This is a genomic window from Paracoccus pacificus (assembly GCF_042680785.1).
Lineage (GTDB): Bacteria > Pseudomonadota > Alphaproteobacteria > Rhodobacterales > Rhodobacteraceae > Paracoccus > Paracoccus pacificus.
Genome location: NZ_JBHUEN010000024.1, coordinates 1 through 17,505, shown reverse-complemented (window position 1 = coordinate 17,505; position 17,505 = coordinate 1). Strand labels below are relative to the sequence as shown.

General features: G+C 62.2%; 17 protein-coding genes and 1 pseudogene. 8 read left to right on the top strand and 10 right to left on the bottom strand.

Annotated features, from left to right (window positions below):
• Nucleotides 1-404: 404 nt before the first annotated feature.
• The 8 genes from ACFSCT_RS10095 to ACFSCT_RS10060 all read right to left on the bottom strand — a co-directional run bounded on the left by ACFSCT_RS10095 (nucleotide 405) and on the right by ACFSCT_RS10060 (nucleotide 7,193).
• Nucleotides 405-1,595 carry an MFS transporter gene (locus ACFSCT_RS10095; protein ID WP_379142414.1) on the bottom strand — a complete coding sequence of 397 codons (1,191 nt, stop codon included), beginning with the start codon at nucleotides 1,593-1,595 and terminating at the stop codon, nucleotides 405-407.
• Entirely contained in the window at nucleotides 1,592-1,894 is a 303-nt protein-coding gene (locus ACFSCT_RS10090; protein ID WP_088233783.1) for an ArsR/SmtB family transcription factor, read from the bottom strand. Before ACFSCT_RS10090 ends, ACFSCT_RS10095 begins: the two co-directional genes overlap by 4 nt.
• Before the next feature lie 58 nt (nucleotides 1,895-1,952).
• Entirely contained in the window at nucleotides 1,953-2,663 is a 711-nt protein-coding gene (gene arsH, locus ACFSCT_RS10085) for an arsenical resistance protein ArsH (protein WP_088233784.1), read from the bottom strand.
• Entirely contained in the window at nucleotides 2,656-3,078 is a 423-nt protein-coding gene (gene arsC / locus ACFSCT_RS10080; protein WP_088233785.1) for an arsenate reductase (glutaredoxin), read from the bottom strand. Before arsC ends, arsH begins: the two co-directional genes overlap by 8 nt.
• Nucleotides 3,075-4,094 (bottom strand): ACR3 family arsenite efflux transporter, encoded by a 1,020-nt coding sequence (gene arsB, locus ACFSCT_RS10075; protein WP_088233786.1) that lies wholly within the window; start codon nucleotides 4,092-4,094, stop codon nucleotides 3,075-3,077. The genes arsC and arsB overlap by 4 nt, the downstream gene beginning before the upstream one ends.
• Nucleotides 4,091-5,293, bottom strand: a complete 1,203-nt coding sequence (arsJ, locus tag ACFSCT_RS10070) for an organoarsenical effux MFS transporter ArsJ (RefSeq protein ID WP_232816667.1) — start codon at nucleotides 5,291-5,293, stop codon at nucleotides 4,091-4,093. The genes arsB and arsJ overlap by 4 nt, the downstream gene beginning before the upstream one ends.
• Nucleotides 5,294-5,364: 71 nt before the next feature.
• A complete protein-coding gene (locus tag ACFSCT_RS10065) occupies nucleotides 5,365-6,363 on the bottom strand; it encodes an ArsJ-associated glyceraldehyde-3-phosphate dehydrogenase (RefSeq protein WP_088233788.1) in 999 nt (332 codons plus the stop codon).
• Complete coding sequence (locus ACFSCT_RS10060; protein ID WP_088233789.1) at nucleotides 6,360-7,193, bottom strand: arsenate reductase/protein-tyrosine-phosphatase family protein; 834 nt, start codon at nucleotides 7,191-7,193, stop codon at nucleotides 6,360-6,362. Before ACFSCT_RS10060 ends, ACFSCT_RS10065 begins: the two co-directional genes overlap by 4 nt.
• A gap of 126 nt (nucleotides 7,194-7,319) precedes the next feature.
• Here ACFSCT_RS10060 and ACFSCT_RS10055 point away from each other — a divergent pair, with 126 nt between their 5' ends.
• The gene (locus ACFSCT_RS10055) at nucleotides 7,320-7,838 is read left to right on the top strand and encodes a CYTH domain-containing protein (protein WP_198590225.1); all 519 of its coding nucleotides are present in this window, start codon (nucleotides 7,320-7,322) and stop codon (nucleotides 7,836-7,838) included.
• A gap of 118 nt (nucleotides 7,839-7,956) precedes the next feature.
• Nucleotides 7,957-8,714, top strand: a pseudogene (locus ACFSCT_RS10050) (IS5-like element ISPso2 family transposase).
• Nucleotides 8,715-8,739: 25 nt separating this feature from the next.
• Here the strand turns inward: ACFSCT_RS10050 and ACFSCT_RS10045 are convergent.
• Both ACFSCT_RS10045 and ACFSCT_RS19565 read right to left on the bottom strand, forming a co-directional pair.
• Nucleotides 8,740-9,048 (bottom strand): hypothetical protein, encoded by a 309-nt coding sequence (locus tag ACFSCT_RS10045; RefSeq protein ID WP_088233790.1) that lies wholly within the window; start codon nucleotides 9,046-9,048, stop codon nucleotides 8,740-8,742.
• The gene (locus ACFSCT_RS19565) at nucleotides 9,048-10,451 is read right to left on the bottom strand and encodes a recombinase family protein (RefSeq protein WP_233141285.1); all 1,404 of its coding nucleotides are present in this window, start codon (nucleotides 10,449-10,451) and stop codon (nucleotides 9,048-9,050) included. The genes ACFSCT_RS10045 and ACFSCT_RS19565 overlap by 1 nt, the downstream gene beginning before the upstream one ends.
• Before the next feature lie 331 nt (nucleotides 10,452-10,782).
• Between ACFSCT_RS19565 and ACFSCT_RS10030 the strand changes: the two genes are divergently transcribed.
• The 6 genes from ACFSCT_RS10030 to ACFSCT_RS10005 all read left to right on the top strand — a co-directional run bounded on the left by ACFSCT_RS10030 (nucleotide 10,783) and on the right by ACFSCT_RS10005 (nucleotide 17,419).
• Entirely contained in the window at nucleotides 10,783-10,974 is a 192-nt protein-coding gene (locus ACFSCT_RS10030) for a hypothetical protein (RefSeq protein WP_143412883.1), read from the top strand.
• A 185-nt stretch (nucleotides 10,975-11,159) separates the two neighbouring features.
• Nucleotides 11,160-11,915, top strand: coding sequence for an enoyl-ACP reductase FabI (gene fabI, locus ACFSCT_RS10025; protein WP_198947682.1), 756 nt, complete (start codon nucleotides 11,160-11,162; stop codon nucleotides 11,913-11,915).
• A 12-nt stretch (nucleotides 11,916-11,927) separates the two neighbouring features.
• Complete coding sequence (locus ACFSCT_RS10020; RefSeq protein ID WP_088239043.1) at nucleotides 11,928-14,561, top strand: DUF3141 domain-containing protein; 2,634 nt, start codon at nucleotides 11,928-11,930, stop codon at nucleotides 14,559-14,561.
• Nucleotide 14,562: 1 nt separating this feature from the next.
• Nucleotides 14,563-15,945 carry a bifunctional enoyl-CoA hydratase/phosphate acetyltransferase gene (locus tag ACFSCT_RS10015; RefSeq protein WP_088233794.1) on the top strand — a complete coding sequence of 461 codons (1,383 nt, stop codon included), beginning with the start codon at nucleotides 14,563-14,565 and terminating at the stop codon, nucleotides 15,943-15,945.
• Entirely contained in the window at nucleotides 15,942-17,147 is a 1,206-nt protein-coding gene (locus tag ACFSCT_RS10010; RefSeq protein WP_088239044.1) for an acetate/propionate family kinase, read from the top strand. The genes ACFSCT_RS10015 and ACFSCT_RS10010 overlap by 4 nt, the downstream gene beginning before the upstream one ends.
• A gap of 113 nt (nucleotides 17,148-17,260) precedes the next feature.
• The gene (locus ACFSCT_RS10005; protein ID WP_158212548.1) at nucleotides 17,261-17,419 is read left to right on the top strand and encodes a hypothetical protein; all 159 of its coding nucleotides are present in this window, start codon (nucleotides 17,261-17,263) and stop codon (nucleotides 17,417-17,419) included.
• The last annotated feature ends 86 nt before the right edge of the window (nucleotides 17,420-17,505 follow it).

Genomic DNA, 17,505 nt, shown 5'->3' with positions numbered 1-17,505 from the left:
CTGAGACGCTCGAGTTCCTGATCGGACTGGTCCATAAATACCTCCCGGTGTTGCTCGGAATTTTTTACTCTGCGCGACGCCAACCCGCAATCCGCGCGAAGCCTGCTTCAAGCTCGGACAGGAAGATTGCTGCAGGCACCCCGAATGTCCGCAGTGGTGAAGCCGCGACGTAGCATCAGATCGTCGCGCCAACGTCTGCAAAGGGCCGGGCGTGCCATGTCGCTCTGCCAGGATGGTCACACGGCCTGCCGCACCGCCGCATGACCGCATCGAGCCCAAACCAGCCGCCCCGGCTCAGAGTTTTTAGCATTCGCAGCATTCTTATCCGTGGCGACATAGAACAGATTGGGTCGAGCATCCGGTAACCTCGCCACAATGCTCCTGTCTTGCGAACCGGCCCTCCGCTATAGGAATTCTGCGCTGCGCCGCTCCCGCATCAAGTCCACATGGATCAAGAATGCCATCGAGAACGGGACGATGGCCGTTGCGGCGAGAAGGACCATCGTCGTTTCGGCGCCGACCTTGTCAATGAGCAATGCCCCAAGCGTCGGGGCGGCAGCGCCAGCCAACAGCATCGGGCGAGCCAAGCGTCCCATTAGAGCGCCATAGTGCTCCGGACCGTAGAGCGCGAGCGGAAGAGCACCGCGCGCGATGGACCAAAGGCCATTTCCGGCCCCGTATGCGACGAGAGCGGCGGCAGCTGGAAATCCCATCTGCAGCCCCAGGAAGCCGACGAAAACGAGCATGGTCGCTGCAAGCATGGTCCATATCGGGTGATGTCGGCCCCCTCCCATCATTTCGACGACGCGGGCACCGACTTGGGATGGCCCGATCAAAGTACCGACCGCGATCGCTGCAGCCGTGGTGTAGCCCCCGGCGGTCAGGATCGTCACCATGTGAATGGACCAGATGGTCGCAAGAAGAGTCAGCGTGACGCCTGCGACGACGATACAGAGGAACCTGATATCGGCGCGGCGAACGCCAACTTCCGATCGGCGCACTGGTTCATGCATCGTTGCTGAGTGCGTGGCGGAAGCATGCGGCAAGGCCCACCAGCAAAGGGGCAGCGTTCCGAAGATGTGGATGCCAGCATAGAGCAGACAGGTTGTGCGCCAGCCGATGCTTACGACCAGCCAAGCCGAAAGCGGCCAGCACACGGTACTGGCAAAGCCGCCCCAGAGGGTCAGTTGCGTGATCGCGGATCGCGCATCACGTCCATAGGCGGCCCCCAGGACGGAGAAGGCGGCGTCGTAGAGCCCGGCAGCCATCCCGCAACCGAGGACGCTCCAAGCGAGCAGGTAGACCCATGGGGCGTGCGCCATGCTGAGAAGGAACAGACCAATGGCCATGAAGGCCATCCCGAGGCAGAGGGTCTTTCTGCCACCGCTCCGGCCGATCCAGCGGCCGATTTTCGGTGCCGTCAGACCTGACATGAGCAAGGCAACCGATACACCGGCGGAAATCAGGGCATGACCCCATTCGGTATCTTCTGCGATTGCACCGGCCAGCGGTGCCAGCAGGTAATAGCTGCTACCCCAAGCGAAGATCTGGACGATCCCGAGCGAAGACACGACTTTTGTGCGCGGCGGGATCATTGGCCGGGTGCGTCCTCATCTGCACAGCACTCGTCCACCAGGAAGCCCACCAACGCCTTCATCGCAGGATATTCGGCGTGGCAGTGCAGCGTGTTGCCGCTGCGCTCCTGTCGGATCAGACCGACATCGAGCAGCTTTTTTAGGTGATGCGACAGGGTCGATGCCGGAAGCCCAAGAGCGTCTTGCACCCGACCGACCGGAGCGCCGCTTTCACCGGCGCGCACCAGAGTCCGGTAGATGCGCAGACGTGTCGCGTTGCCGAGGGCGTCAAGTTGATGGGAAGCTGTTTCGATGTTCATGGAAGTAGATGCGCGCCAAATCTCGCGGGCGTCAACATCTATTTCCAGCGACGTCGAATTAGATCGTCTTCAGGTTCACCCGTGCCGACAGTTCGGCATGGCTTTCCTTCCGTTCGGAATAGCGGTCGACCAGATGATCGCGGATGTCGCGCGTCAGCAGGGTGAATTTCACCAACTCCTCCATCACGTCGACGATCCGGTCGTAATAAGGCGAGGGTTTCATCCGCCCATCTTCCTCGAACTCATTCCACGCCTTGGCGACCGAGGATTGGTTCGGGATGGTCAGCAGGCGCATCCAGCGCCCGAGGATGCGCAGCTGATTGACCGTGTTGAAGCTCTGCGATCCGCCGGAGACCTGCATCACCGCCAGCGTCTTGCCCTGGGTCGGACGCACGGAACCGAGCGAGAGCGGAATCCAGTCGATCTGCGCCTTCATGATGCCGGTCATGGCCCCGTGACGTTCGGGGGATGACCAGACCATGCCTTCGCACCACTGCACCAGATCGCGTAGCTCGGCCACCTTGGGGTGGTCGGCCCCGACGCTGTCAGGCAGCGGCAGATCACGGGGATCGAAGAACCGCACCTCGGCCCCGAGGCGTTCGAGAATGCGCGCGGCCTCTTCGGCTGCAAGCCGCGAGAAGCTGCGCTCGCGCAGCGATCCGTAAAGCATCAGAATGCGCGGAGCATGGGTGCTGCGCGTCGCAGGGAACAGCGTGTCCGGGTCTGGCTGGCGCAGCAAGGTCTCATCAAGGTTCGGCGTTTCAGGCAATGCGTTGTCCCTCTTCGTTCAGGATCATGTCTCCGTCCTCCTTGAACAGCGGTCCGGGCGGCAGCCTGTCCAGAAGGTCGAGAACGGTTTCGGACGGGCGACACAGGCGCACCCCTTTGGGCGTGCAGACAATGGGCCGGTTCACCAGGATCGGGTGTTCGATCATCGCCTTCAGGAGCGTGTCATCAGAGACACCCGGTTCCAGAAGGCCGAGCGCCTCAGCGGGAGATTTCGTTTCTCGCAAGGCGCTACGCGGGGACAGCCCCGCCGCCGCGAACAACGCTAGCAGCTGCGGGCGTGTCCAGCCTTCCTTCAGGTATTCGATGACGACCGGCTCTTCGCCGGTCGCTCGAAGAAAGGCCAGAACATTGCGGGAGGTCCCGCAATCCGGATTGTGGTGGATGACGATGCTCATGCCGCAGGCTCGGGAAAGCGTGCGCGGGTGCGATTGGCAAAAGCCACGAGCGACAGCATCACCGGCACCTCGACCAGCACCCCCACCACCGTGGCCAGCGCCGCGCCGGAGTTCAGGCCAAAGAGCGAGATTGCTACCGCAACCGCCAGTTCGAAGAAGTTCGATGTTCCGATCAAGGCGCAGGGGGCGGCGATCCGGTGCGGCACTTTAAGGGCGAAGGCCGCGCCATAGGCCAGGGCGAAGATGCCGTAGCTCTGGATGATGATCGGCACCGCGATCAGCAAGATCACCGTCGGCTTGGCAAGGATCGTTTCCCCCTGAAGTCCAAAGAGGATGGCGACGGTTGCGATCAGCCCGACCACGGACCAGGGCTTCACACGCGCCGAAAACGCATCAATCGCCGCCTTCGAGCCCAGCTTGCGGCGCGTGATCAGCCCGGCTCCGAGCGGCAGGACGACATAGAGCATCGTGGCCAGCACCAGCGTTTCCCACGGCACCGACAGCTCCGTCACGCCCAGAAGAAGGGCCACGATCGGTGCAAAGGCCACCACCATGACCAGATCGTTTACCGAGACCTGCACCAGCGTGTAGGTGGCGTCGCCCTTGGTCAGCTGCGACCAGACGAAGACCATCGCCGTGCAGGGCGCGGCCCCGAGCAGGATCAGCCCCGCAGTATACTGGGCAGCATCTTCGGGGGAGATCAGCGGCGCGAAGACATGGTCAAAGAACAACACAGCCAGAAACGCCATGGTGAACGGCTTAATCAGCCAGTTGACGGCCAGCGTCACCAAAAGCCCCTTGGGCTGGCGCGCGACACCGGCCACCGCGCCAAAATCCACCCCCACCATCATCGGGTAGACCATGGCCCAGATCAGCACGGCCACGACAAGGTTCACGCTGGCGATCTCGGTCGCGGCAATGGCCTGCACAAGCCAGGGCGCGCCCTGACCGATCAGGACACCGGCAATCATCGCGAGCCCGACCCAGACGGTCAGGTAGCGTTCGAAAATACTCATGCAGTCACCTCGTTCGTCTGATCGGTCAGCCGCCCCGAGGTCAGGGCTGCCAGGACGACCATGACCGCCGCCGTGCCCATGACGAGGGTCAACCCGCCGATCTGGTAGGTGAGGCCGGACAGGAGCGTGCCGATCAGACGACCGCCCGCATTGGCCATGTAGTAAAAGCCTACATCCATCGTGACCCGTTCAGATTTCGAGAAGGCGAGGATCAGGTAGGAGTGGAGCGAGGAATTCACGGCAAACAGCGCGCCGAAAGCCAGCAGACCCAGGACCAGCGTCACCGTCAGCCAGGTCTGCGGCGCAGGCGAAAACGCAACGGCCACCGTCAACGCGGCTGGCACGACGAAGAGCGCAAGAGCCCAGCTCCGAGCCGCACGGATCAGCTCGCCCTCCGGGCGGCTCGCCGCGCGCAGGATCTTCGGTGCGCTGGCCTGCACCATCCCATAGAGGATGACCCAGACCGCCATGAAGGTGCCGATCATGAAGAAGGCAGCGCGGTTGCCATCCTCGGTGCCGTCCGAGAGCACCGCATAGAAGTAGATCGGGATGCCCACGACGAACCAGACGTCGCGCGCCCCGAACAGGAACACCCGCGCCGCCGACAGCCAGTTGACGTTGGCCGATTTCGAGAAGACCTCGGAAAACTTGGTGCCCTTCCTGCCCTTGGGCAGGCCCGAAGGCATGAACAGCACGACCGCGACGAGGATCACCCCGAGGACGATGGCCATGCCCAGCACGGCCCAGTCGAAGCCAAGCACCGCCAGCAGCGCCGCGCCAAGCAGGAAGCCCAGCCCCTTCACTGCGTTCTTCGAGCCGGTCAGTACCGCGACCCAGCGAAACAGTCCGCCATCGCCCGAAGGAGCCAGCAGTTTCACCGCCGATTTCGAGGACATCTTGGCGAGGTCCTTCGCCACGCCTGAAAGACCCTGGACGCACATGACGAAGGCGACCGAAGCCGCGATGCTCCAGCCCGGATCGAGCTGCGCAAGCGCAAGCAGCGCGACCACCTGCAACCCGAGTCCAGCATAGAGCGTCGAGGTCAGCCCGAACCGCAGAGCGATCCAGCCTGCCGCGAGGTTGGTGATCATCCCTGCGACTTCGTAAAGAATGAACAGGTAGGCCAGCTGCACCGGGCTGAAGCCTAGCGTGTGGAAATGCAGCAGCACCAGCATCCTGAGCGCGCCATCGGTCAGCATGAAGGCCCAATAGGCGGCCGTGACGGCGATATAGGCAGACAGCCCTTCGGGACGGGCCGGGGCGGGATGGCTCACAGTGAGTCCCCGACCATCAGCGCGACGTCGACCAGCCGGTTGGCATAGCCCCATTCGTTGTCGTACCAGGCGTAGATCTTCAGCTGCGTGCCATTGATCACCATCGTCGATGGCGCGTCTATAATCGAGGAGCGCGGATCATTGGTGTAATCGGTCGAGACAAGCGGACGCGTCTCGTAGCCGAGGATGCCTTTCAGCGGGCCATTGGCCGCAGCCTCGAAGGCGGCGTTGACCTCTTCCGCCGTGACAGCACGCTCCAGCTCGAAGACGCAGTCGGTCAGCGAGGCATTGAGCAGCGGCACGCGCACCGCATGGCCGTTCAGACGACCCTTCAATTCCGGATAGATCAAGGTGATCGCGGTGGCCGAGCCGGTCGTCGTCGGGATCAGCGAATTCAGCGCAGACCGCGCCCGACGCAGGTCCTTTGCCGGGCGGTCGACGATGGTCTGGGTGTTGGTCACGTCATGGATCGTGGTGATCGAGCCATGCTTGATGCCGAAAGTCTCGTGAACCACCTTCACCACCGGCGCGAGGCAGTTGGTCGTGCAGGAAGCCGCGGTGACGATCCGGTGCTCGGCAGGATCATATGTCTCGTTGTTGACGCCGTAGACGATGTTGGCCGCATTGCCGTCCTTCACCGGGGCGGAGACCACGACCTTCTTCACGCCCGCCTCGAAATAGGGGGCGATCTTGGCCTCGGTCTTGAAGACGCCGGTGCAGTCGATCACCACATCGACACCGTCCAGCGGCAGATCGGCAATCGCGCGTGCGCCGATGAACGGCAGGCGTGTGCCATTGATCGTGACGCTTTCGGCGTCATGCGAGAACGCGGCATCCCAGCGTCCGTGGACCGTATCGAACTCCAGAAGATGCGCGTGTATCTCCGGATCACCCACAGCGTCGTTGATCCAGGCGATCTTGGCGCCGCTATCGAGGAGAGGCTTGAGGGCGAGCTTGCCCATGCGACCGAGGCCATTCAGTGCGTAGGTGGTCATGCCAGTGTCTCGGGGCTGGCGCGGCCGATGTCGTCCACGGCTTTTTGCAATGCAATGCGGTCCAGGGTCTCGATCGGTAGGGCGACAAAGGCTTCGATCCGGTGCTTGAGCGCCCCGTAAGCCTGTTGGAAGGCCAGCGCTTTTTCAGCATTGGTTCCTTCGACTTTGACCGGGTCCGGCATACCCCAATGGCCACTTACTGGCTGCCCCTCCCAAGCGGGGCATTCCTCGTTTGCCGCCTGATCGCAAACCGTGAAGACGAAGTCGAACTGCGGCGCATCGGGGCGAGCAAACTCGGACACGTCCTTCGAGCGCAGTACGGAAACGTCATGCCCCTTGTCCTGCAAGACCTGCACCGCGAAGGGATTGAGTTGGGTCCCCGGTCGAGTTCCTGCGGAATACGCAATGAACCTGTCGCCAGCGGCACTGCGCAGGAGTGACTCGGCGAAGATGGACCGCGCGGAGTTGCCCACGCAGATGAAGAGGACGTTGTATTTGCGGCCAGACATGGGGGTGGTTCCTGTGCTGAAAGGCATGCAGATATCGGGACGGCCACGGCAGCAATCGCTGAACAGGTATCCGAACAGCCGTTGCACCGTGGTCATGTTGATCGCGTAGAGAAGCGACGTGCCTGCCCGTTGTTGTTCCACCAGCTGGTCCCGCGTCAGTGCGGACAGATAGGTGGACATCGTGCTCGCCTTGACGCCAAGCGTGGAGGCGATCTCCCCGGCCGGAACACGGTCAGGGTATCGGCGCATCAGCAGCCGGAAGATCGCCAACCGCTGCGGATGGCCGAGGGTGGACAGTTGGTCGGGAATCTCTTTTTCCATATTTCATGTATTATTGAATTATTGATTGCCTGCCAAGTGAAGGTTTTGTAACGGCCTGCTTCCGTCGAGGCAGCGCTCTGTTTGTCGCCTCTACTTCAGGCTATGCGCATTGTGCCGTGCCCCTCGATGACCAAAGGTGATAACGGCAGGCGGTATTTCGAGATCGGAACGGTTGTGGCGAAGGAAATTGAACGCAAGTTTCTGCTCAGCACGGATACTTGGCGCGAGCTCGCCACGCATAAGGTTGAGATCCGTGACGGCCTCTTGGCATTCCGTGATGGACGGAAGATCCGGGTGCGCTTCTGCGACGACAAGGCAACTCTCAGCGTCAAAGGGCCCAAGAAGGGTCTGACCCGCGACGAATTCGAATACGAAATTCCTGCCAGAGATGGCCTTGCCCTCTTGGAAGACCATTGCGACGGGACAATTCTGAAGAAGACTCGGTACTTCATCCCCCATGGTGGGTATGTCTGGACAGTCGACGAGTTTCAGGGCGTTCACACAGGCCTCGTGCTGGCCGAGATTGAACTGCCGAGCGAGGATGCTGAATTCGAGAAGCCGACATGGTTGGGGCGCGAAGTGTCGGGAAAGAGCCAGTATAGGCAGTCGTCGCTGTTCAAGAAACACCGGCAGGCGACCAAGTAACCGCATTCACGCGAAAATCGGCGGGAAGCCGCAAGGTCTCTCGGATGCAGCCTAGGGTCAGGATGCATTGATTTCTGTTGCGCTGCGTGATTCACGCCTCCGAAAACGGAGCGGTGACATGAGCGATCTCTTCTGGCTGACCGACGCGCAGATGGCGCGCCTGGCTCCCTTCTTTCCCAAGTCGCACGGGAAGCCCCGGGTTGATGACAGACGGGTGCTGAGCGGGATTATTTTCATCAATCGCAATGGCTTGCGTTGGCGCGATGCGCCCGCCGCGTATGGCCCACATAAGACGCTCTACAGCCGGTAAAAGCGTTGGAGCGAAAAGGGCATCTTCGCGCGGATGATGGCCGGGCTGGCGGCGGAACACGGCGAGAAAACGACCGTGATGATCGACGCAACATACCTCAAGGCCCATCGAACGGCGACCAGCATGGCCGCCAAAAAGGGGGGCGTGGTCGCCTGATCGGTCGAACCAAAGGCGGTATGAACACCAAGCTGCACGCCATCTGCGACAGTCAGGGGCGACCGATCGACCTGTTCGTCACCGCTGGACAGGTCAGCGATTATATCGGCGCTCGGGCCCTGCTGAGTGGCCTGCCAAACGTCAAATGGGTACTCGGAGATCGTGGCTATGACGCTGACTGGTTCAGAGAAGCGTTGCAGGACAAGGGGATACGTGCCTGCATCCCAGGCCGGAAGAAACGCAAGACGGCGATCAAATACGATAAGCGGAGATACAAGCGGCGTAACCGCATCGAGATCATGTTCGGCAGGCTCAAGGACTGGAGGCGCGTCGCGACCCGCTATGACCGATGTCCCAAGGTCTTCCTCTCAGCCATCACCCTCGCGGCTCTCGTCATCTATTGGTTATGAATCCTGACCCTAAATTCATTTTCCATTAACGCTTAGACATCAGCTGCAGTGTCGGACCAACAGGAAACATATCCTCGCCGTAGTGGTGCAGCTTGACGTGATGGCGGCGGCAAAGCCACCTGACGTTCAAGGGTTCATCGTACCGGTCGTGATGAGCATCAACCTTCGCAGTGCCGCATACCTCGCAGACTTGCTTTTCTAGTTCGCCCGAAGAAAGCGCTCGCTGAACCGCAAGATGAGCCAGATACTTCGGCAGGTTGGTGCGGCGCCAGTTCGTCTGGCGGGTCTCGCTTTTCAGCGACGGCGGCCGTGGAGGCTTTGGGTCATCTGTCATCACGCCGCCGCCTGCCGGCCCAAGGTGCGATACACGGTCGGCCGCGAGATCGAGAACACCTCTGCCAGGTCGCTGATGGAATACTCGCCAGTGTCATACATGCGCCGCAGCTCCTTGTGCTGGCGCTCTGATAGCTTCGGCTTCTTGCCGCGCAGCTTGCCCTTGGCGCGAGCCACGGCCATGCCCTCGCGGGTCCGCATGCGGATCAGGTCCGCCTCGAATTCGGCAAAGGTCGCCAAGATGTTGAAGAACAGCTTGCCCATCGGGTCGGTCGGATCATGGATTGAGGTGCCAAGCTGAAGCTTGATGCCGCGTGCGGCCAGCTTGTCGGCAATGTCGCGGGCGTCAGGAACGGACCGTGCCAGGCGATCAAGCTTCGGCACGACCAAGGTGTCACCCTCTCGTAAGGCTGCAAGCGCCTGATCGAGACCAGGGCGGGCACGGTTCGTGCCGGTAAAGCCGTGGTCGGTGTAGATGCGATCGGAGGCAACCCCGAAGCTGGCAAGGATACCCTTCTGCGTAGCGAGATCCTGTTTGTCGGTGGAACAACGGGCGTAGCCGATCAAAATCTGTGTCATGTCCTGATCTGTAACAGTAGCCGCCCCTTCATTGCAAAAAATATCGGACCATTCATCTGAGATTTCGTCCTGCCAGCATTTGCTGGCCTTCAACGGACCTGTTCTGGGGCAAGCTGGCCGTCCTCTCAACGATCCCCATATGATCCTAGCTCGGCAATTGCTCGCGCCGAGCACGAAAGACTTCGGGACTGCAACAAGCAGCAAAATCACGGCCGCGATCACGAACAGCCAGTTGCCCATCAATCCGAACAGGATCGCGCCCGCTATGCCTCCGCCTGTGAAGCATAGGAGGGTCAGGCTATGCAGCTTCAGTTTCGGACGTGCCTGGCGTTTCGTGGCCTCGTCGCCCATAAACGCTGCCAGTCCAATCCCCACATCCGTTGCCATGCCCGAGACATGGGTTGTGCGCACGCGTGCCCTGGAGATCATAGTGGTCGCCGCATTCTGGAGACCCATGACGAAGCTTAGGGCAATCACCAGAAGTTTCTGTTGGGTGCTGTCTCGGATCAGAACGACGCCCAAACACAAGAGGATCACCGCCTCTGCAGCGATAGCAAGAGCATAGACCGGACGGAGTTGGTTGCGTTCGCCCGTCTGTATGGCGAGGGCGGTAATCCCGGCCCCGCAGATGAACGCGGCAACCAATCCTGCGAGGAACAGCGCTGTCGTGATTTCACCGCCCGCAATCTGATCCGCAAATGCCGAAACATTGCCTGTCATGTTTGCGGTGAACGATCTGGCTAGGAGAAATCCGACGGCATTCAGCGCTCCGGCGACGGTCGAGAGCAGACCGGCCAAAAACAGATCGATACTCGGTTCGCTCATCCCCGACTCGGATCAGCATTGCGGCGCCTTTGTCATGCAAGCACATCGAGACGATATGTAGCCTTGCGAGAAGTCTGCAACCCGGCCTCGACGTCCCCTCCCAGAAGCCCCCGCCAAGCCATTGAACAATCACTTCTAAGTACTGGATGCCGGCCACACTATGGTCGGCAGGGCAGCATTTCGTCGCAATACTGTCACTGAGGAGGGCTAAGACTATCCCGAACTCTTGACGGTCCGGCAGGAGAATGGATCCGTGACAGACAAAAAGCGACCAACAAGCCTGGAGGCTACACTCGTTTCCCTGGCAGGGGCAGGCGTTTCGAACAAGGACATGCTGGAGCAGATCCGAAAGCTCTACCCCGACGCCTCCAAGAAAGACATCATCCACGCGGCCTTCAAAACGCTCATCGCCCTGTCCGCGCAGAACCCGGATGCCAGCTTGAGGCTGCAGGATTTCGCCTTGACCGAACGCGGTCCGGATATCGGTTATGGCGGGGGTGTCCCGCCAAGACGCGGCGCGTAGGGCATTGTTAAAGTGATCACCGTCTGTCGTTCTGCTCGAAACCACGCCATTGTGAGGAAAGGACAAACCAGGTCGCTCACGTAGGCAAGGGGACAACCATGCCGGGTGACTTGACCATTCGTCATTTATCTGGCCGGTAAATCCCAAGGCAACTGGCGTCATCTGGAGGTCCGTGAGTGTTTTCCATGTCGGGACAAAAGGTGCTCGTCGTTGGTATCGCAAACCAGAACTCCATTGCCTGGGGCTGTGCTCAGGCCTTCCGTGCACAGGGCGCAGATCTGGCCATAACTTGGCTGAACGAAAAGGCCGAGCGGTTCGTCCGCCCCTTGGCCGAGGAATTGGGGGCAGAGATCACCATGCCGCTGGACGTAACCCAGCCCGGCCAAACCGAGGCGGTGTTCCAGGAAATCACGGATCGCTGGGGCCGGCTCGACACGCTGCTGCACTCGATCGCCTTCGCGCCTCGGGAGGACCTGCATGGCCGGGTGGTCGACTGCTCGGCTGCAGGGTTCGGTCTGGCGATGGATGTCTCGGTCCATTCGTTCCTGCGCATGATCCGACTGGCCGAGCCGCTGATGCGGAATGGCGGCTGCTGCCTGTCGGTGTCTTTCTTGGGAGCCAGTCGGGTGGTGCGCCATTACAACATGATGGGTCCGGTAAAGGCCGCGCTTGAAAGCGCGACACGCTATGCCGCGGCCGAACTGGGATCGCAGGGCATCCGCGTTCATGCCCTTTCGCCCGGTCCGCTCGCGACACGGGCGGCATCGGGGATCGACCATTTCGATGACCTACTGGATCAGGCCGCCGCGCGCGCGCCAACTCGCCAGTTGGCCACGATCGAGGATGTGGGAGCGATGGCTGCCTTCCTGGCATCGAACGAGGCGCGCACTCTGACCGGGGGTGTCCACGACATCGACGGCGGCTTCTCGATTACGGCCTGAAGGATAGACATCATGGCAAGCGTGTTCGACCTCTTTGATCCAAGGCTTCAGCCTGGCACGCCGCGCATCCAGAGCGACACGCTTGATCTGCTGCAAACGAGGATCGGTGCCGCTCGCGCCGAAATCGAGGCCAGTTCGCAGACCGCCAGGATCTTGTCCACGGCGGTGCAGCGCCACAGCCGGCGCATCCTGGAAGACCATGCCGAGCGGACCCGCAGGCTGCTTGAGGCAGGATCGGCCTTGACTGAGTCCATGAGCCAGTTTCACTCGGAAGGCCGTCTGGGCGCCTCCCTCGCAGACTATCAGCGCGATGTGGCCGAACGCGCGGTGCTGACCGCCGACACGCTGCGCAAGCGCGGCGACATCTTCCTGGCACACGAGGCGGCCGATTGCCCGCCTGTGCTGATCTATGACTACGAGGTGGTCATGGACGGCAAGGGTCTGCCCTATCCCTGCAATTACATGCTGCTGAAGATCACGCCGCCCGAAGGTGTCGTAATTGACGACACCCGCCGTCCCTATATCATCATCGACCCGCGTGCCGGGCACGGGCCGGGGATCGGCGGCTTCAAGAGCGACAGCCAGGTCGGCGTAGCTCTGGCCGCCGGCCATCCCGTCTATTTCGTGGCCTTCCGCTCGCGTCCCGAGCCCGGGCAGTCTCTGGCCGATGTCTCCCGCGCCGAGGCTGCCTTTGTACGCGAAGTGATGCGCCGCCATCCGAAGTCCAGCAATCCCATTATCACCGGCAATTGCCAGGGTGGCTGGGCGACGCTGCTGCTGGCCGCCACCAACAACGATCTGACCGGTCCGATCGTGGTCAACGGCGCGCCTGTGGTTCCCTGGGCAGGGAAGGTGGGCGAAAACCCGATGCGCTACAACGCAGGCATCTTGGGCGGGACATGGATCGCGATGTTCGTATCCGACCTGGGCGGCGGCATCTTCGACGGCGCGCATCTGGTCCAGAACTTCGAGGCCTTGAACCCCGGCCGCACGCTGTTTCGCAAGTATACCGACCTGTTCCGCGACATCGACAAGGGCGATAAGAGCTTTCTTGAATTCGAAACGTGGTGGGGCGGCTTCTTCATGCTGACCGAGGCCGAAATCCGCTGGATCGTCGAGCAGCTTTTCGTCGGCAACCGCCTTGCCAAGAACGAGGCACGGATTGAACCGGGCCGACCCGTCGACCTCAAGGCGATCCATGCGCCAATCATCGTCTTCGCCAGTCATGGCGACAACATCACGCCGCCCCAGCAGGCCCTGAACTGGATCGCCGAAACCTATAGCGATGTGCAGGAAATCCGCATCTGTGGACAGTGCATCATCTATATGGTCCATGAAGAGGTGGGCCATCTGGGGATCTTTGTGTCCTCGAAGATCGCGAAGAAGGAACATGCCGAGGTCGCCTCGACGCTGAAGACCATCGAGGCGCTGGCACCGGGACTTTACGAGATGCGCATCGAGGATGTCGAGGAACGCGACGGCAAAAAGCACTTCACGGTTGGTTTCGCCGAACGCACGCTGAACGACATTCGCGCCCTGGACGATGGTCTCGCGGACGAACGTCCCTTCGCCGCCGTTGCCCGCGCCTCGGAGGTGCAGACGCAGATCTATGACACGATGATGCGGCCGCTGATCAAGGCCATGGTCACTCCAACCACGGCCGAACTGTCGCGGGCGCTGCATCCAAAGCGGCTGGAACGCGCCCTGGCCTCGTCGAAGAACCCGATGATGGGCCATGTTGCCCAGTTGGCCGAGAAGGTCCGCGAAAACCGCCGCAAGGCCGCGCCGGACAACCCCTGGCTGGCCGCCGAAGCGCTGTGGGTGGAGGCGATCGAGCAGATGATCGACGTCATGCGCGACAGCCGTGACATGATCTATGAACTCAGCTTCTACACACTGTGGTCAAATCCCTGGATGCGCAGCTTCGGCGGCACGCATGAGGCGCATCGTACCCTGAAACGGACTGGCGAGCTACGCGGTCTGCCCGAGGTTGCCCTGGCGCTGCAGAATATCGAGCGCGGCGGCTTTGCCGAGGCGGTCATCCGCATGCTGGTGTTGCTGGCCGAGAAACGCAAGGGCGTGCGCCGCGACCGGCTGGAACGGTCCTCGACGGTGCTGACGCGGGACGAGCCGTTCCGGTCGCTGGGGGCTGACCGGCGCGCGCGGATCATCCACGAACAGACGCTGCTCGCGACTTACGAGCCCGAGCGCGCGATCGAGACCCTGCCCATGCTGCTGCCCGACATGGCGGATCGGGAGCTAGCGCTGAAGGTGGTGCGCTTCATCCCCGGCCCAACCGAGGAGATGTCGCTCGAAACCCAACGGATGCTGCAGCGCTTCCACGATGTTCTGGGAATGCCGCGCTTTGTGGGGACTGTGACCGAGGATCCGTTGGACGACACGGTCAAGGGGCCACCGGATGTGGCCGGCATCGACGCCCAAACGCCTGCCGCAACTGTCGCGGGCCTCGGCCGCGGCCCCGCGTCCGCGCGCCGGACCCTGCGCGCCACGGCGGAAACACCCCCTGCGGTCGGCGCTCCGCCCAAGGCGCCGGACACGACCGCCGCCGAGACCGCCCATGGCAAGCAGGCGCCTGCTGGAACCGGCGGCAACATCCTGCCAGCCAGCGGCCGGGACGAGGGCTGAAATGCACCTCGTCAATCGCATCTATGCCGAGCTTGAGCCCGGCCAAACGGCGGAACTGCGCCGTTTGATCACCCCGGACGATCTGTATGTGTTCGCGGCGGCATCGGGGAACTACAACCCGATGCACCTGCCCTCAGGCGACATGGACGGGGATGGCGAACCCGAAAACGTGGCGCCGGGCATGTTCGTGGCCTCGCTGATCTCGGCGGTCCTGGGCAATCTGCTGCCGGGACCCGGCACGCTTTACCAGCGCCAAACGCTGAATTTTCACGCGCGTGCGCATGCCGGCGACGAATTGCTGTGCCGGGTCACGGTGGCCGACAAATCCGAGAGCGGCGTGGTCACCCTGGAAACCGAGGTGACGCGGCCTGCGGACGGCGCGCGCATCATCCACGGCCAAGCCGAGGTTATCGCCCCGTCGCAGAAATTCAACCGTGGCGATATCGAGGTGCCAGGCCTGATCGTCCAACGCCACCGCCATTTCGAGGTGCTCATCGAGCGCGCCCGAACCTTGGCGCCGCTGCCCGTGGCGGTGGTCTGCCCGGATGACGCCAATTCGCTGGGCGGCGCACTGCTGGCCGCGCGCGAAAACATCATCCTGCCGATCCTGATCGGTGACGCCGCGCGGATCGCGGCGGTGGCTTGCGAAGGCGGGCTGGATCTGACGGGAGCCGAGGTCATCGACATCGCCGGTGATCAGGCGGCGGCCGCAACCGCCTGCCGGCTGGTCCATGAAGGCCGTGCCGGCGCGGTCATGAAGGGGCACCTGCATACCGACGACCTGCTGAAGCCGATGCTGGACAAGGTCGACGGGCTACGCGTCGGGCGGCGCTTCACTCATGTCTTCGTCATGGACGTGCCCGGCCGCCCCGAACCGGTGATGGTCACCGATGCGGCGATCAACATCGCCCCCGATCTGGCGACCAAGGTGGACATCACCCAGAACGCCATCGACCTGGCGCTGTCGCTGGGAATGGAGCCGCGCGCGGGCATTCTATCGGCGGTGGAAACCGTCACTCCGGCGATCCAGTCGTCGATCGACGCTGCGCTGCTTTCCAAGATGGCCGAACGGGGCCAGATCCATGGCGGGCTTGTCGACGGGCCGCTGGCCATGGACAATGCCGTGGATCTTGGTGCGGCGCGCACCAAGGGGTTGAAAGGCGGCGTGGCGGGTCATGCCAACATCCTTGTCGTGCCGGGGATCGACGCGGGCAACATGCTGGCCAAGCAGCTGTCCTTCATCAGCCATGCCGAAGGCGCCGGGCTTGTCCTCGGCGCGCGCGTGCCGGTGATCCTGAACTCCCGCTCGGACAGTCCGATGTCGCGGCTCGCGTCTTGTGCGGTGGCCGCGCTGCACCATGCTTGCAAGAAAGAAAAGGGATGAAAGAACTGCCCCTCGGCAACAGCGGCTTTCTGGCGCTGAATGCCGGCTCGTCATCGCTGAAGGTCGCCTTGTTTCCCGCTCTGGGCGACGATCCGCTGATGACCGGACAGGCCGACCGCATCGGCCCTCAAGGCACGCTGAAGCTGAAGGATGCGGATGGCAATGTGCTGGAACGGGAGCCGGGCGATCTGACCAGCCATGCCGACGCGCTGGCGGTGGTGATTGCAACCGTCAAGCGGATTTTTCCCGACCTGCGTATGGTCGCGGTCGGACACCGCGTCGTTCATGGTGGCCTGGACTATTCCGAGCCGGTCCTGGCGACCGAAGAAGTCATCGCCAAGCTGACCGAACTGGAGCCTTTCGCGCCCCTGCACCAGCCCCACAACATCGCCGGCATCCGTGCCGCGCAGCAGGCTTTTCCCGGTGTGCCACAGGTCGCCTGTTTCGACACCGCCTTTCATCGCGGTCAACCGTTCGTAAACGACACCTTCGCCATCCCCCGCCGTTATTACGAGGCGGGTGTGCGCCGCTACGGCTTTCACGGACTCAGCTACGACTATGTCACGGGCGAACTGGAACGGATCGCGCCGCATCTGATGGCGGGCCGCGTTGTCGTGGCGCATCTGGGCAACGGCGCATCCATGTGCGCGATCCATCGCGGTCGCTCCGTCGCCTCGTCGATGGGCTTTTCGGCGCTTGACGGCTTGCCGATGGGCACCCGCTGCGGCCAGATTGACCCGGGCGTGCTGCTCTACATGCTGGACAGGGAACATCTGGACACGGCCCAGATCCGCCAGATCCTATATAATGAGTCGGGTCTGCTGGGTCTGTCGGGCGGGCTGTCCAACGACATGCGGACACTGGAAGAGGCCGACAATGCCGCCAGCCACCGCGCCATCGACTATTTCGTGTTCCGTGTGCAGCGCGAACTCGGCGCCATGACGGCGGTGATGGGCGGCATCGACGCCTTGATCTTCTGTGGCGGCATCGGTGAGAACAGTCGGGTCGTGCGCCGCCGCATTTGCGAGCGGCTGGGCTGGATGGGGATAGAGATCGACCATGGCCGCAATGCCGAGAATGCGACCATCCTGTCCTCGGACTTTTCGCGCACCACGGTGATGATCGTGAACACGCGCGAGGATCTGGTCATCGCCCGCGCCGCTCGTGCTGCGATCGGTATTCCCCAGAAGGGACGTGCATGATTACGCGCGAATAAATGTAGATTAATTCTTGTTTAACGTGTATCAAATCCGTTGTCCCCTCGCGTTCCCAAGAGCATGTTCACATGCGCGTGGTCTAGGGAGCAGCGGTACTGATGACCATCATCGATCCAGCATTGATCAGCTTGCTATCCAATGTTTACAGCGCCAACGGCGATAACTGCACTGGCACATTGGCGGTTGGGGCCATTCTGGTGGACTCGCTGCGCCGCTCGGCCCTGCTTGCAAAGCCAGAGGGGTCTCCCAAGCCTTGAGCCGTGTGGCTGATCCACAATGCCCTGTCAACGGCGGCGTAAAACCCAGCCACTGGGCGGCGCAAAAGTCGGCCACCCTTGCGCGC